The organism is Halobacillus aidingensis (assembly GCF_900104185.1).
In the GTDB taxonomy this organism is placed as follows: domain Bacteria; phylum Bacillota; class Bacilli; order Bacillales; family Halobacillaceae; genus Halobacillus; species Halobacillus aidingensis.
This window is the reverse complement of the sequence record NZ_FNIZ01000019.1, coordinates 75178-89704: the sequence shown is the minus strand read 5'-3', so window position 1 is coordinate 89704 and position 14527 is coordinate 75178. Positions and strand designations below refer to the sequence as shown.

15 protein-coding genes and 1 riboswitch are annotated in these 14527 nt (G+C 40.7%); of the genes, 8 read left to right on the top strand and 7 right to left on the bottom strand.

Translation table 11 applies throughout. The features are described from left to right. A partial coding sequence (locus BLS23_RS16315; RefSeq protein ID WP_244157248.1) for a transposase family protein occupies window positions 1-267 on the bottom strand: 267 nt, incomplete at its 3' end. Window positions 268-431: 164 nt separating this feature from the next. After that, window positions 432-629 (bottom strand): cold-shock protein, encoded by a 198-nt coding sequence (locus BLS23_RS16310; RefSeq protein WP_035543224.1) that lies wholly within the window; start codon window positions 627-629, stop codon window positions 432-434. A gap of 509 nt (window positions 630-1138) precedes the next feature. On the opposite strand from BLS23_RS16310, the gene BLS23_RS16305 reads away from it, so the two are divergent. The 3 genes from BLS23_RS16305 to BLS23_RS16295 all read left to right on the top strand — a co-directional run bounded on the left by BLS23_RS16305 (window position 1139) and on the right by BLS23_RS16295 (window position 3407). After that, entirely contained in the window at window positions 1139-2050 is a 912-nt protein-coding gene (locus tag BLS23_RS16305; protein WP_089654114.1) for a DUF4367 domain-containing protein, read from the top strand. Between the two features lie 524 nt (window positions 2051-2574). Then, window positions 2575-2853, top strand: a complete 279-nt coding sequence (locus BLS23_RS16300) for a hypothetical protein (RefSeq protein WP_089654109.1) — start codon at window positions 2575-2577, stop codon at window positions 2851-2853. Between the two features lie 224 nt (window positions 2854-3077). Continuing rightward, a complete protein-coding gene (locus BLS23_RS16295; protein ID WP_089654108.1) occupies window positions 3078-3407 on the top strand; it encodes a DUF4257 domain-containing protein in 330 nt (109 codons plus the stop codon). A gap of 484 nt (window positions 3408-3891) precedes the next feature. Here BLS23_RS16295 and BLS23_RS16290 read toward each other — a convergent pair whose 3' ends face one another. Further along, window positions 3892-4941, bottom strand: coding sequence for a homocysteine S-methyltransferase family protein (locus tag BLS23_RS16290; RefSeq protein WP_089654107.1), 1050 nt, complete (start codon window positions 4939-4941; stop codon window positions 3892-3894). Between the two features lie 192 nt (window positions 4942-5133). Then, a riboswitch (SAM riboswitch) is annotated at window positions 5134-5238 on the bottom strand. A 350-nt stretch (window positions 5239-5588) separates the two neighbouring features. Between BLS23_RS16290 and BLS23_RS16285 the strand changes: the two genes are divergently transcribed. The 3 genes from BLS23_RS16285 (at window position 5589) to BLS23_RS16275 (ending at window position 8076) form a co-directional block, all read left to right on the top strand. Next, window positions 5589-5957 (top strand): SecDF P1 head subdomain-containing protein, encoded by a 369-nt coding sequence (locus tag BLS23_RS16285; protein WP_089654106.1) that lies wholly within the window; start codon window positions 5589-5591, stop codon window positions 5955-5957. An 88-nt stretch (window positions 5958-6045) separates the two neighbouring features. Further along, entirely contained in the window at window positions 6046-7065 is a 1020-nt protein-coding gene (locus BLS23_RS16280) for an aminoglycoside phosphotransferase family protein (protein ID WP_089654105.1), read from the top strand. Window positions 7066-7245: 180 nt separating this feature from the next. Then, window positions 7246-8076 carry a GNAT family N-acetyltransferase gene (locus tag BLS23_RS16275; RefSeq protein ID WP_089654104.1) on the top strand — a complete coding sequence of 277 codons (831 nt, stop codon included), beginning with the start codon at window positions 7246-7248 and terminating at the stop codon, window positions 8074-8076. Window positions 8077-8134: 58 nt separating this feature from the next. Here the strand turns inward: BLS23_RS16275 and BLS23_RS16270 are convergent, their stop codons facing one another. Next, window positions 8135-8326: a hypothetical protein gene (locus BLS23_RS16270; RefSeq protein WP_089654103.1), complete on the bottom strand. Its 192-nt coding sequence runs from the start codon at window positions 8324-8326 to the stop codon at window positions 8135-8137. Between the two features lie 105 nt (window positions 8327-8431). Between BLS23_RS16270 and BLS23_RS16265 the strand changes: the two genes are divergently transcribed. Beyond that, window positions 8432-9442, top strand: a complete 1011-nt coding sequence (locus tag BLS23_RS16265; protein WP_089654102.1) for a serine hydrolase domain-containing protein — start codon at window positions 8432-8434, stop codon at window positions 9440-9442. A gap of 25 nt (window positions 9443-9467) precedes the next feature. Here BLS23_RS16265 and BLS23_RS16260 read toward each other — a convergent pair whose 3' ends face one another. Genes BLS23_RS16260 through BLS23_RS16250 form a run of 3 tightly spaced genes read right to left on the bottom strand, consistent with a single transcriptional unit; the run spans window position 9468 to window position 13072 of the window. Further along, window positions 9468-10616, bottom strand: coding sequence for a Ger(x)C family spore germination protein (locus BLS23_RS16260; protein WP_089654101.1), 1149 nt, complete (start codon window positions 10614-10616; stop codon window positions 9468-9470). Further along, complete coding sequence (locus BLS23_RS16255; protein WP_089654100.1) at window positions 10606-11700, bottom strand: GerAB/ArcD/ProY family transporter; 1095 nt, start codon at window positions 11698-11700, stop codon at window positions 10606-10608. Before BLS23_RS16255 ends, BLS23_RS16260 begins: the two co-directional genes overlap by 11 nt. Continuing rightward, window positions 11693-13072 (bottom strand): spore germination protein, encoded by a 1380-nt coding sequence (locus BLS23_RS16250; protein WP_089654099.1) that lies wholly within the window; start codon window positions 13070-13072, stop codon window positions 11693-11695. Before BLS23_RS16250 ends, BLS23_RS16255 begins: the two co-directional genes overlap by 8 nt. 142 nt (window positions 13073-13214) lie before the next feature. Between BLS23_RS16250 and BLS23_RS16245 the strand changes: the two genes are divergently transcribed. Continuing rightward, window positions 13215-14378, top strand: coding sequence for a PstS family phosphate ABC transporter substrate-binding protein (locus BLS23_RS16245; protein WP_089654098.1), 1164 nt, complete (start codon window positions 13215-13217; stop codon window positions 14376-14378). Window positions 14379-14527: the final 149 nt, after the last annotated feature.

Below are 14527 nucleotides of genomic sequence, written 5' to 3'. Positions count from 1 at the left end.
AATGGGATTAAACTCGGCAAACCGCTTCCCACATACACAGGCATAGCGGCGTTTCCTATAGTAAAGATAGGTGGAGCGTTCAAATAATTTGAGGTGCTGAACCTTTTGAATACGGTAATCATGGACATTAGAGGTCGTTTCTCCGCATTGAGGACATTTGTGTACGTGTTTCGGAATTTCCACATAAATACGGAACACACCAGCTCTTTCTTCCATTTGAGTTACCTTAACGTCTTCTAATCCGGGTAATATCATGTTAAAATGCATGTGCATACAACTCCTTGCTTGCTTGTTTCTCGACAATTCAAGTGTAGTAGACAAGGAGCTTGTGTGCATTTTTTATGCCGAATTTTCTAAGACCCCAACAAATATTGTAGAGCCAAAAAAAAGAGACTTCCGAATTCGGAAGTCTCTTTTTTAACTAGTAACGATTATTTTTGAACGTTAGCAGCTTGTGGTCCACGGTTACCTTCAACAATTTCAAAGGAAACTGTCTCGTTTTCTTCTAATGTTTTGAAACCTTCGCCTTGAATAGCAGAGAAATGAACGAATACATCATCTTGCCCTTCTACTTCAATAAAACCAAAACCTTTACTTTCGTTAAACCATTTAACATTACCTTGTAACATAAATTGTTACCTCCTGCGTGGAACTGATCCACAATGTATTACTATTATTGCTCTGCATATTCATTCCAGACGAAAGTGACTTACTAGTTACTTTTGCTTTCAATCGTAAACGAACAAGAATAATTAATTATAACTATACCAACAAAAGATCTTCCCGTCAACCAGGGGGGTCTTAGTAACCAAGCGAGGTGGGGGGCAGGCACCAAAATTAACTTCATAAGTCTTTATACAAAAGCTTTCCTGTTCAAATATTTTAAGTGGAATATCTTGATTCTACAGTTTTTGGTGATCATGGGCCTGCACTCGTAAGTAATCGAAGTGGGGATAGGGAATTCATTCTATCCATGGATTTTTGTGAACCAAATTGAAAGATAGAAACCGAGTTTTGAGGTCGTGGAGTGAAAAAAGGAGTTTTTTCACAGATGATTTCTATTTTATTACCATTTTTTGAAACTTACTTCGTTCGTAATCGTACTTGTAGTAAAGAAGGCAGAACGGAGGTTATCTTTATGATGAAAAAATTTCTATTTATTGCGATTACGCTCTTTATTACAGCCGGCTGCGCATCTACCCAATCTTCGGGTGAGAATACGGAAGAGGAAAATACGACGGAGGATGATGTGACAAAGGTACTGGAGCAAATATTTTCAGGACCTGAAAAAGAATTAGCACAGTTGTATGAAGAGGAAAATCATGAAGGAATTTCTAATTATTACATGGACCAATTTGAACCTTACTTCACAGAAGAGTTTATGACTCAGGCGGTGGACACCAATCTGCTTAGAAGTTTTCACCAAAAGGCGTATGGAAACGATGTTCACATGGAGATTGGCAATATGAGCGTTGAGCAGAGCGAGGAAACAGAAACCGCTTATAATTTTGAGATGCAAATCCTCATAAGCAATGGTGAAACAGCTGATGTCAGTGGAAGAGTAAATACGAACGAAGAGGGGGAAATTACTCGAATCCACTACAATGACATTCAAACACTATTGCACGCTTTCGATAAGGCCGTTGAAACAGAGGATGGACTATTCGAATACGATCGTTCCAAGTTAGTGAGTCGGACTGAGGATGAAGCCTATCAGCCTAAGTATCCGACGATTATGCCTTTTGAAGTGGACGGTGTAGAAATAGAAGCTGGAGTTATGGAGCAAAAGGATACCGTACTAACCTTCATCTTTCATGCTGAAACGAATGAAACGATGGAATTGATGACTGTTAAAGATGCCGAAATCTCCTCTCAGGATATAGAGACAGAAGAGGTATCGATCGGTGACCAAACAGGGCAATATGCTGGGAATGAAGGCGAGACTCAACGGTTGATTTGGAAAGATGAGTCGATTATGTATGAATTGAAAGGGAATGTAGACGGCTTATCAAAAGATGATCTGATCAAAGTGGCGGAGTCTTTTAAATAAGGAATGCTACTACACTGTTAAAGAACTGTTGAGGTAACGAAGAATTTTTCTCATGTATTAAATCCACTCCTTTCATTCAAGGGAGTGGTTTTTTCCTTTTGTAGTCTAAAATAAACGGACGCGTTAGATTAAAGCTAAATGGAAAAAAGGTCATAGCGCATGGATGTCCAAAGAAATATGGACACTGAATTGCCTGTCATTTATAGGGTGAATCGCTATTACATACAAAATACGGGTAAGGCTGGGGACACATTTAAAAGTAACATTCTATATACGGTTCATTTTCCTTATTAGGGAAGTCCTATTTTTTATTCATTTGAATTCACAGCTTGTTATTTAAAATGTAAGAAAATTTGTAAGGGACTAACAATATCCGTTAGAAAATCTTGTATAATGGGTATGAAGTATAAATCGGTGTTCATGACAAAATACATTTAGTTTTAGAAAGGAATCTTGCTTTTTCGTAGTATTTTCTTTTCAGTGTTATGCGCCCGTTCAGTAAAATCCAGAGGAGGTGCCGACGATTGATTATGATGAACGAAAAAGAAAAAGAAACCTATGACGATCTTATGAAATCCTTTAAAAATGCTGTATCGATAGAGGAAAGCCGCTATTATTTTGGAGAAATCCAAATGTACTTAGACAATCTTCAATCAACCGATGAGCTACCCATAACGAAGCCCCAATTGGAAGAATATCAACAATTGAGAAAGGATTTAGTTGATTCTACATCGAAAAAGGAAGTCAGGTATTATGAAGATCAGATCCATGAATGGTTAAATAAAATCCATCGTCTAAGCTGACATAAGTTGTTATTGCAGACATTTTTTTCAAAAATAGTATTTATTTTCTGATAATAATAGTGTAAAATGTAGGTAAGGTGTTCATTATAGTGGCACATTTGTATTTAAAAAAATAACAGACTTAAACGGAGCGGCGAGCTTGGTTGAGGATTTAGTGCATAGTAGCGTATGTTTCTAAGTTTCTACCAACTGCCGCTTTTTTTAGTCTAGGGGGAAAATTTCTTATGAATACGCTAATTCTTGCTGGGTGTATTGGAGGGATGACAGGCATTGTCTCTCATTTAATGAGAAATGGAAAAGTGTTGATCTTCCCTAAAAAAAGAGCACGTCCCAAGGGGATTTATTTAGGATTCCTGGCTGACTTCCTTATTGGGGCGGCAGCTTCAGTTTTCGCCGTTACCTATATAATCTCTGAGCCAGACGCATTAAGAACGCTTATTGGAGTTTCTATATTAGCAGGGATGACAGCAGAAAATGTTTTATTAAAAAGGGAATTGAATGTAGAAAAAGCGAAAGTAGAAGGATTGGATCGTATCAATCAGCGAATTAAATAGATTTTTACTATTCCAATCCTTATTTTTTTCTTTAAAATTGCTTTCCTCTCGAATCCTTTTCTTTATCTACTCATACTCCAAAACCCTCTCCTTTTCCTCTTCAAGTGGTATTTTGAACCAATTTGTATAAACTGCCTCAATTCCTCGTATCATTATTTTTGTTGAATCGTATGTGAATATTCCCCAAAGAACAGAGCTTAGATTAGTTTAGGTTCGTAGTGTAGGAGTAATAAGAGGTTTTCCCTTGGCTGCAGCAGGCGAAAAGCCCGGCGGTAACTTCAAGCACTTACCTATTGCATAAAAGAGCAATCATCCTTATTACATAAGTATAGTGACTACCCTGAATATGACTCTAAATCCAGAGTATAGGAGGGATCACTGGTCTATCTTGATTTCGATTATTTCAATAAAAGATACCGATACCTGCCACGCTCGAAAAAATCTATGAATAACGCCTGTCCTTATTTTGGGACAGGCGTTTGAGTTATGCTTTCGTCTTATAATTTGTAATGTGATCCTGCAGCGTGTCGTCACTGCCGAACAGGAAGTGTTTCTTCATATCTGGAGAATACGTGGAGTTTACAGCTGTACGGCCGACGGTTTCTGCCACTTCACGAAGCATAGCAGGAGAAGCTCCACAGCAGAGTCCGAGGTAGTTTACACCAATGCTGTGCGCTTCTTTAGCCCACTCTGCAAGCTCATACCTGTTCGTGTAGAGTGGATCCAGGGACGTTGGGAACGTTGTTTCCGTTGGAAGTGTACAAGCACAGCCTCCGTCCGGCAGGTTGAAGAAGGTAGGATGTTCTTCCGTCGTGCGGTAAGGAATAGGGAGGGCACCTACATAGCCGTCCACCGTATTACGGATTTTCTCTACATACGGCTGCATTGTCGCTGGTCCGCGGAAGCAATTCATCCCTACTACAAGAGCGCCTTTTTCTTCTAATAAGCGGCAGGCTTCTTCTACTTCGTAGCCATCTCGCAGAATGTTTTCGCCCATCAGACCGAATGTGATTACAGCAGGGAGATCTTGTTTTTGGATTTCTTCGAGAGCAATCAGTGCTTCTTCATAGTAATAGAAGGTTTCGCCGTTCACAAAGTCTACGCCTTCTTCCTTACACCAGCCGATCATCTCCGCAAACATGCTCCTCGTTTTTTCAACTGCTTCCGGATCATCCGGGTTGAACAGGTTCGTGTTGGAAACGTTCCCAGCTACGAGTGCTTCCTCCTCAGGGTGTTCCTCGGCAACCTCTTTGGCTAGACGGATGGCCTGACGGTTAAGCGGCTCTAACAAATCCTCTTTGCCAATGATTCTCATTTTTTCGCGGTGGCCGTTATAGGTAAAGGCTAAGACGACGTCGGAGCCTGCAAGCATATAGTCACGATACGTCTGTTTTAGTGCCTGGGGGTTATCCAGGGCTACTTCAGGTACAAAGGATCCGGCCTGTAAATAGCCGCGGCGCTCCAATTCAAATAAGTAGCCTTCTCCACAAATAACGGGTCCATCCTGTAATCTTTGTTCTAATGATCGTTTCATTTCATTCCACAACCTTTCCTTTTTTAAGAGTCATTCATTTATAAGAAAGCAATGCCCTTTTTACAGAGACACGCTGACTTTCAATCTGATATGGGCTGGAATTGTTTGAATCCTATTGCGCCCCACGGTCATTCTTCTTCAAAAAAATAAAGGACCTCCTTGGATAAGGGGGTCCTTTATGTATAAAGAGTCTCCTTATCTTCAAGGTATCACTACTACCTTCTGGAGTTAGCACCGTGCCAATGGCTGGTTGCTGAGGTATCAAAGGGCCAGTCCCTACACCTCTCTGGATAAGTTTTATTCTTATGTGGTTTTAGAAAAACAGTTGCGCCCTTTACGAAAGACGTATGCCTCGATCAGGGACCCAATTGAACATTCATGTTGAAAATTAGATTTTAATATTTCGCTTGCGATTTACAATACAGGAAAATGAAGTAAGAATCAATGGAATTTTCAGAAAAAGTTCAGGCTGAATTTTTCTGAAATTGCCTGCAAGACAAAAACGAAATTTCCATTTAGAATCGTCGGATAGAGCAAGAGGAGCGGAAATGTCTGTAATTTTTATACTTTGTTTGAAACTTCACCCAGGATCATCCGTATAGATAACTAGAATTCCGTAACGATCCTATTATGAAGGGAGGGATAGAATGAAGCTGATTGTATCAGCATTGGCAGCGCTTTTTCTGCTCATTGGCTGTCAGCAAAATGTCAATCACGAGTTCAACGATGTATCCATTCAAGATCAGGAAGGAAATGTTATAGTGTCTTCCTCGGATTTTGAAGAAGCAAGTATTCAAGAGGGTCAAAACCGTGTACTTGTGAATGTAAACTTCAAGAATAGTGATACACCTAAAGAGATGACAGAGAATCACCTCAATGAGAAGGTGTATATTTATTTAGGAGATGAGAAAATAGCCTCTCCAACTATTCGAAAAGTCATCGATCGTGATTCCATGCAAATTGCTGGTGATTATACGAGAGAAGAAGCAGAGCAATTTGTAGATTATATCAACTAATAGTCTCTAACTAGAATGAATGGAAGGTCATAGGTATGGCCTTCCATTTTTAAAGCTTTTATGAATCCGTATAAAGGTGGACCCGATGATGAGTCGCAGACAAAGTGATGTTCAATGGCAAAGGTTATGTTTTCATGCTGATCTAGGAAAATTAGTCTCTTCTCCTGAAACTCTAACAGGGGGACTTTTACACAGGATGTACCTTGTGAAAACTACAAAAGGTAACTATGCGGTGAAAATATTAAATCCCGAAATAATGAAAAGACCAGAAGCAATGAAGAATTATATGAACTCTGAGAAAATTTCAAACCTTGTGTCTAATCACATACCCGCTCTACCAGCTAATGTCATAAACGGTAGGATTGTTAATGAAACCGATAATCAATTCTACATGGTGTTTGATTGGATAAAAGGCCGGAGTCTGAAACACATAGAGATTAGGACTACACATAGTAAGAAAATAGGTTCAATACTTGCCGATATTCATAAAGTGAACTTTGAAGAGCTCAATATTGAATATGGTGGAATAAATAATGGTCACTTTATAGAGTGGCATAGTTATTTGGAGAAAGGTCAACAGGCGAGTGCTGAATGGGTAACCTTATTGAAACGAAATATTGATAAACTTTATGAGTGGGAGTCTAAATCAAAGAAAGCAGCGGATGTGCTATCATCAGAAATAGTGATTAGTCATAGGGACTTAGATCCGAAGAATGTGATGTGGCACCAAGGCAGCCCTGTAGTCATTGATTGGGAGTCAGCTGGATACATCACTCCTATGCAAGATTTAATAGAAACGGCAACTTATTGGTCAACGGATGGAAGGGGGAACATAAATAAAAGTCGGTTCTTGGCTTTTATAGAGGGGTATATAAAGAATTCCGTCGAACTTTGTGCAGATTGGGAACGGGTACTAGAAACTGGATATTTAGGGAAGTTAGGTTGGCTCGAATACAATTTAAAACGGTCTTTGAAAATGGAATGTTCAGATGAAGATGAACAAAAGCTAGGATCTGTTCAAGTAACGGAAACAATAATGGAACTTCAACAATATGAAAATTCACTCCCCATACTACGTGATTGGCTTAGTAATGAGCAGGATGTTTAATGAACTTGTCGTATGCACTATGCACTTACAGCTTCAAAGTTTATTATGATTTCAATACGAGTCTTGGCCAAGCATGGACTATTGCAAAAGGGTTACTACATATTTTGATATTTAATAAGAAATGTAGTGAGAGGCTGGGATCATTGAATGAATCATGTCATTCCGATGGGAGAGTCAAAAATGATTGGTGAACTTGATAAAACCGAATTCTTTAAATGCACAAAGTTAATAAATGAAGAGGGTCATTTAGAAGTTAAAGCGGTAATCAAAGGGAATAACCCGGGGCGAATTTTTGTAGATGATACCACTTCTCCTAAAACAGGACTGATCTGGTTGGGGAATCATGATGGTTTTTTCTTTATAGGAGATGAAGAAAATGAGAGGTTTAATAACCATATCAATGATTTTATCGATCAGGTGATTTTTCCAGAAGCGAGGAAGCTGAAGATAAATAATTTTATTGCTATTGGCCATCATCCCAGATGGGAGAAGACGATAGAGAGAGTCTTTGAACATCGCAGCATGCAGAAATCAAATCAGAACGTTTATAAGTTTGAGAAAAGTCATAGGAAAGACCACAATGCCCCTTCGATTAGTGATGATTATCAAGCATTTCAAATGAATAAAGAACTTTATGACAATACGGACAGTTCTCTGGAAAATATAGAATTTTTACGATCCAAAATATTAGAATTCTGGACTTCTCCTAAGGAGTTTTTTCAAAGGGGGCTGGGTTACGGGATCGTTTATCAAAACAAAATTGTGAGCTTATGTTTTTCAGGATTTGTAGCTGAAAATGTGCACGGTATAGATATAGAAACGCTGGAGGATCATCAGGGGGAGAAAGTGGGCCAGAAGGCAGCCTGTTGTTTTGTGGAAGACTGTGTAAATAAAGGGATAATTCCATACTGGGATTGTGAGGCGACAAATAAACCTTCGAATGCCATTGCTGGAAATATAGGATTAGAGCACTTTTCAAATTATTTTGTTTACATTTTTCCGATTGCATAACACTCATGTGTTATTCATTACATGGTTAAGGTGTAAGGGCTTAGTAAAAGCAGCCTGTCTATATTCTGATGATGAATTGACTTAGTAGATACATGAGAAGTAAGATGCCAATTCCTAAAAGGCTGTAGCCCAGACGTTTACGTTCCGACAAAGGCTCGCCTTTTATTGCTTTCCAATCAGGATAAAAAAAGCTGATCACTCGGACAGCTATGATTCCGAGAGTGATTAAAACAACAGCTAGTACTTCCATAAGAATGACTCCTTTTTACAATACTAGTTTCCTTACACCTGCTAAGTAAAACAAAAAGGGGAAGACAGCTCGAACGTATATTAACGAGAACGAATAGAGAAGGAGATGGAGAGATTGGATGCCAAGATTCGGGAAATAGTAGAAAAAGAAGGTTTTTCAGGTTCGGTTGTTGTTAAACAAGGAGAAGAAGTCGTCTATTCAAAAGGATTTGGTTATAGAAACTTTTCAGAAAAGCTGCCTAATCAAAAGGATACGAAATTCGGAATCGCCTCTGGAAGCAAGTTATTCACAGCTGCCGCCATCGCTCAACTCGTTGAACAAGAGAAGTTTGCTTACGATACTCCTGTCCATCAGTTGTTGGAGTTGTGCCTTCCTTGTATTGATGAACGTGTAACCATCCACCATTTGTTGACGCACACGTCAGGGATCCCTGATTACTTTGATGAATCGGTCATGGACGACTTTTCGGAACTGTGGGAAGAGAGACCGATGTACAAGATGGAGAAGCTCGAGGATTTTGTGCCTATGTTCAGTGATAAAAAGAAGATGTTCGAACCGGGAGAGAAATTCCACTACAATAATGCAGGGTTCATCGTTTTAGGTTTGGTTGTTGAAGCAGTCGCTAACAAGCCTTTTACAGAGTACGTAACAGAGAATATCTTCAACGCTGCAGGTATGCAGGATTCCGGTTATTTCCGTTTGGATCAATTGCCAGAGAACACTGCTCTCGGTTACATAGAAAAAGATGGTTCTCTAAAGTCGAATGTGTATGCTGTTCCGGTCATCGGAGGAGCCGATGGGGGAGCGTACGTAACAGGGCCCGATATGATTGGCTTTTGGGGAGCTTTGTTGAATGGAAAACTTTTGGGTGAAGATCAAGTTGAACGGTTGTTAACCAAACACGTAAAAGTTAAAGACGGCCTTTCACATGGGTATGGACTTTGGTTGGATGATGTTAACAAAAAGACAGTTTATCATGTGATGGGCTATGATCCTGGTGTCAGTTTCCATTCATGCGTTTATCCAGAGGATCAATGGATGGTAACGGTTTGTTCCAATCATAGTTCGGGGGCTTTCAAGGTCATAAAAGGGGTCGAAGAACTGTTCGTGAAGTAAATAAAGTGGAGGGGAAACCTCCACTTTATTCTGTATTGAAGTTCTGGGTGCCGAAGTCTGTGATTTCGGTCGTCACTTCCACCTTGAAAGTCATGTCAGGAAAAATCTCGCTCCATTCTTTTTCATGTTCTTTCCAATACCTCGGTTCGTGGATATGTACCCATTTGGATACATTGAGAAAATCGATTTGGTATTCCTGCTGGGCGAGTTTCAGCACCCGCTCCACTTTTTCTTGGATGACTTTGTTCGCCGCATCTTCAATCTCTTTTTTCCATCCTTTATTATAAACATTTCTTCCCGTTCCCCAGTCTTCCGCCAGTACCGTGGATGTCTTAATCTGAAACGTCATCTCCGGTTCATCGCCGCTCACTTTTGTCTTGAATTTCGTTTTCGAACCTTTGATTTCAAGTGCAATTGGTCCGTCATCAATCACTTCTTCGTCTAAATATAGGAAACCGCCCTGCACCGTATTGTGGATATACCGGACGCCTTCCATATCCTCAATATCGATCCAACCTACATACTTTGAACTCTCCGCTTCAATGATCGCTGCTCCTGATGATTTGATTTTTCCTTCATTTAATGTAATTCCAGGAATTAGAAAGCTTTTCATTTCTGAAATCAATTGGGACATGTCACCGATCGTTAAATTTGTTGGATTCTTATTATTTTTATTGGAATTTTCACTGAGAGACTTGATTTGTATAGACGGGAAAAATTCCTTTGCTGGATCAGTACTTAGGATATCAAGGACAGGATCTCTGGTCAGGTATACAGGAGTTGTCCTTCTGAATTCATGGTCACGGATGAACAGGTCAATCACTTTGTCTGCGCGTTCTTTTTCAAATAATGTCGTAGAAGCCAGAATTGATTTCAAGTGCGTATAATTGGGGGGTCTATTACTTTCCAAGGAGTTATCCCGGATAATTTCAAAAAAGGTTTTTCCGGATTGCGAAATGTTTTGATAAGGAACACTTTGCTGGGAACTGCTTTGCTGTGTCGGGATTTTACCAGGAACGACATACTGGTTGATCATCGTCAGTTCATCGTTTTCTTCGTCCACATCAAGACCCATGCCCGTGATGATTCCAACATCCTCAATTTCTTTAATATCCCAACATCCAGTCAATACGAAGAGCATCACCAAACCTGGAAAAATGATTTTACGTGGCATACGTATTCCCCCTGATCAAAGATACAATCAATAGAAGAGCGGGTAAGACGACGATGGCTGCAACCGAAATCAATTGGATGTAGGTCGAGTAGTGGAAGACTTCCGTAAGGCCTTCAGGAAATAAGGTCAAAGCGAAAATCAGTGCACCAGCAATCGGTAGGAACCACCGGCTGGGTGTAAACATATTTTTCAACCCCAAAGTCAACGCGTACATATAAGCTGTGAAGGAAGTAAATGCCGTCGTCAACCATCCGAATATAAAGATCAATTCAAATCGTTCGAAAAAGAATCCTTGAAATTCTATGCTTTTTGCCATTTCAATCGTCGGAAACGTGATTTCTTTCAGTTCTTCTACTCCAAGAACTCCGATCGATATAATGTGGAAAACCACATAAATGAGGGCGGTCAAACCGATGCTCGTCCACATCGTAACAAGCAGATGTTTGGTTTTCTTTTTTTTGATTAATTTGGCGAAGATCAACAAAAGCTCCATGCCTAAAAAAGAAAAGAAGGTGATTTTTGCTCCACTGATCGTCGCCCATATATTGTTTTGCAGGATGGGGCGTACATTGTTGATATCAAGGTTTTTGATACTCAATAAACATAAAACGATGAACATGACCAACATGATGGGAAAATAGAGTTGGAAAAACCGGACGATATCTCCGGCCCCGTTATAGATCAAATACATGCTGACGAGCAGAAATGTTCCTACGACCACATACAAGGGTGTTGTATCTAACAGGTAGTTTTTTATGATGCCTGCGGTCACTCTTAATATATAGGCTGCAACGATGAGACTGTAGGCTGCGAATAAAAAGTTGAAAACGTAGCCTATGATTTTGCCCATGATGGTTGTAGTCATTTCGAAAAAAGTGAGGCCGGGATAGCGGACAGCCAGGGCTACATAAATACAGGAAACGACAGAAACGGCGATGGCCCCAAAAATGATGCTCAGCCATAGGTCCTGAGAATCTACAGTCTTGGCTAGATCGCGAGGCATGAGGATGATGCCTATTCCAATCATTGAAGATATGAATACGACGACAAGCTGCAGCATAGTCAGTTGTTTCAAATCACTCAATGCGCCCGCCTCCTTTTTTTAACTTGAATCGGATCAAGGAATCTTTCCAACGTTTCACGTAAAAAGGTGCGAAAGGCTCCAAATATGGCACAGAGAAGCTTTGCAGATGAATCAGGTGGATGCTGACAACGAAGACAGCTAGAATCAATCCATAAATACCTAGAAACGCTGCAGCAAACAGCATGACAAAACTGATGGTTCTGAGCGCCAGACTTAACGCATAATCTGCGATCGTAAAAGAACAAATGGCAGCGAACGAAACGACGATGACCATCAAAGGACTGACGATGCCAGCTGTAACAGCCGCTTCACCCAGGACGATCGCTCCTACAATGCTGACGGCAGGTCCAATCGGTTTCGGTAAGCGGATGCCGGCTTCCCTTAAAGTCTCAATCGTCAATTGCATAATTAAAGCTTCCATGAATGATGGAATGGGTACACCTTCACGGGTTTTCGCAATCGATATAGCCAAATCTGTGGGGATCAATCCATGGTGATAAGAAATCAAAGAGATATAGACGGATGGAAGCATGACCGATAAAAAAGCAGCCATGAACCGCAATAGTCGAATAAGGGAGGCTGGAATCCATTTGAAATTGTAGTCGTCGGCCTGTTGGAACAAACTGTTTAGTGTCGTAGGCGCAAGCAGTACAGAAGGAGACCCTTCTACGAAAATGGCTACTTTTCCTTCGACAAGGGCGCTGGATACTTTCGTCGGCCTCTCTGTTTCCTGAATCTCTGGAAAGAGGGAATAATTGTTCTTTTCCAGCAATTGTTCCATCACTCCACCATCGGGAATGTAATCTTCCTGTACGGCGTTGATCCTTGCCCGGACATCCTTCAACAATTCCTCATTCACGGAATGATCCACGTAAGCGATGGAAATATTGGTGAAGGACCGGGTTCCGACGGTGAATTCTTCAAATTTCAAATCTGTCGTTCTCAGGTGCACACGCAAAAGGGCTACATTTTGTTCCAATGATTCAATGAAGCCATCACGCGATCCCCGCAGTGTCATTTCTGATACAGGTTCTTGTATGGAACGATAGGCGAACCGGGATGTATCTACGGCATAGACCGTCTTTTGTTCGAACAAAAGGGTATAGCCATCGAGCAGGTAGCGATCGATGTCGTTTTTCTTCTCCAGCTGCAGCAAAGGTTCTGCAGAAAAAGCATGAGGAAGAGGACTCTCTTTGTGATTCCATTCTTGAAGTGGAAGCAGGATCGCGTCCTGGACTTGCTTCGTATCCGTGATGGCAGGTATGTAGATGACGTGGACGGGATGATTTTCAAGATCCAGTTTCTTGATGGTCACATGGTGGTTTTTCTGTTTTTCGCGAAGGATTTGATCGATGTCTAACGTTTGATCCATGTGCTCACCTCGAATCCCGACTGTTTTTTCATAGTATGTACAGTTGTTTTTTATTTACACTGACGTAATATTATTCATTTAGTGTATATTTACACTTAACTATGTGGTAACATATGCCATAAAGAAGGAAAGGAGAATCTATATGGGGAAAAGAAAGGTAGCGGCATGGATTTTCACTGTGGTCTTTGGATTGGTCGGATGGTTTGTTTATGGTTTGGCTCGAATCCTGTCCTCAGGAAATGAATACATGTACATCGGTTTTATGTGCATCGCTATCGGTTTGATGGTCAACTACTTTATTTTGGACATTCATAAGAGAATCACCAAAAAGTGGACATGGATTCTGGTGGTTGTGGTATTCCTTGTTCCTTCTGCCCTCTATGGAAGTTATGACTGGTATATACGAAGTATCGAAATTGCGAATGCAGAAGTCGATCTGTCCAATTATCAACCGCACAAGGAAGGTTCTGACCTTGCGCGCCTGGAAGAGCCTGCTGACTTGCAATTGGAAGAAAATCTTCCTGAGTTGGATGGGGCGACAGCTTTATACCCTGTTTATGCAGCGTTCGCTGAAGCCGTTTATCCAGAAGGTACATATGTTCATGATGATCGGAGTGAAAGTCCTGTCATCGTCTCGAAAACGAACGGAGCATATCAGCGTTTATCCAGGTTTCAAACGGATATCATTTTTACGGCTGGACCTTCCGAGGAACAACAGCAGGCCTTGAAACAGAAGGAGAAAACAGCTATAGGTAAAGAGGCTTTCGTATTTTTTGTACATAAAGATAATCCGGTTGATTCTTTAACATTGAACGAGCTGAGAGGAATTTATTCCGGTGACATTACGAATTGGGAACAAGTGGGCGGAAGAGATCAAAAAATCATCGCTTTTCAACGGCCGGAAGGGAGCGGCAGTCAAACAGGATTGGAGAACATGATGAAAGGGACACCCATCATGGACCCACCCAAAGACCATAGAGTTGATGGGATGGGTGGGGTGATTGAAAAAGCTTCGGATTACCGGAACCATCGCAACAGCATAGGTTTCAGTTATCGGTTCTTCGCTACGAAGATGGTGGAAGGACATAACATCAAGCTGTTGAATGTAAATGGCATCGTACCAAGTGTCCATCATATAAAAAGCGGTGACTATCCTCTGACCGGAAATTTTTATGCGATTACGAATGGAACGAAAAATCCTCACGTAGAACCGTTCATCGAGTGGATCCTGTCGAGCCAGGGACAAAGGCTCATTGAAGAAACGGGATATATCCCTGTAAAAGAAACCCATCTTCCTGCGGAGTAAGGCTCTCTTTTAGCAAGGGAGTTTCTTCTGCTATTTCATTTTGTGGATGTTATTTCATTACATGGATTTTCATCAAATTTCACAAAATAGGGGAGAAGGGAGGTCTTCCGACATGGGTGAAAAAGCGAAAAACAAAAGTAAGAAAGACC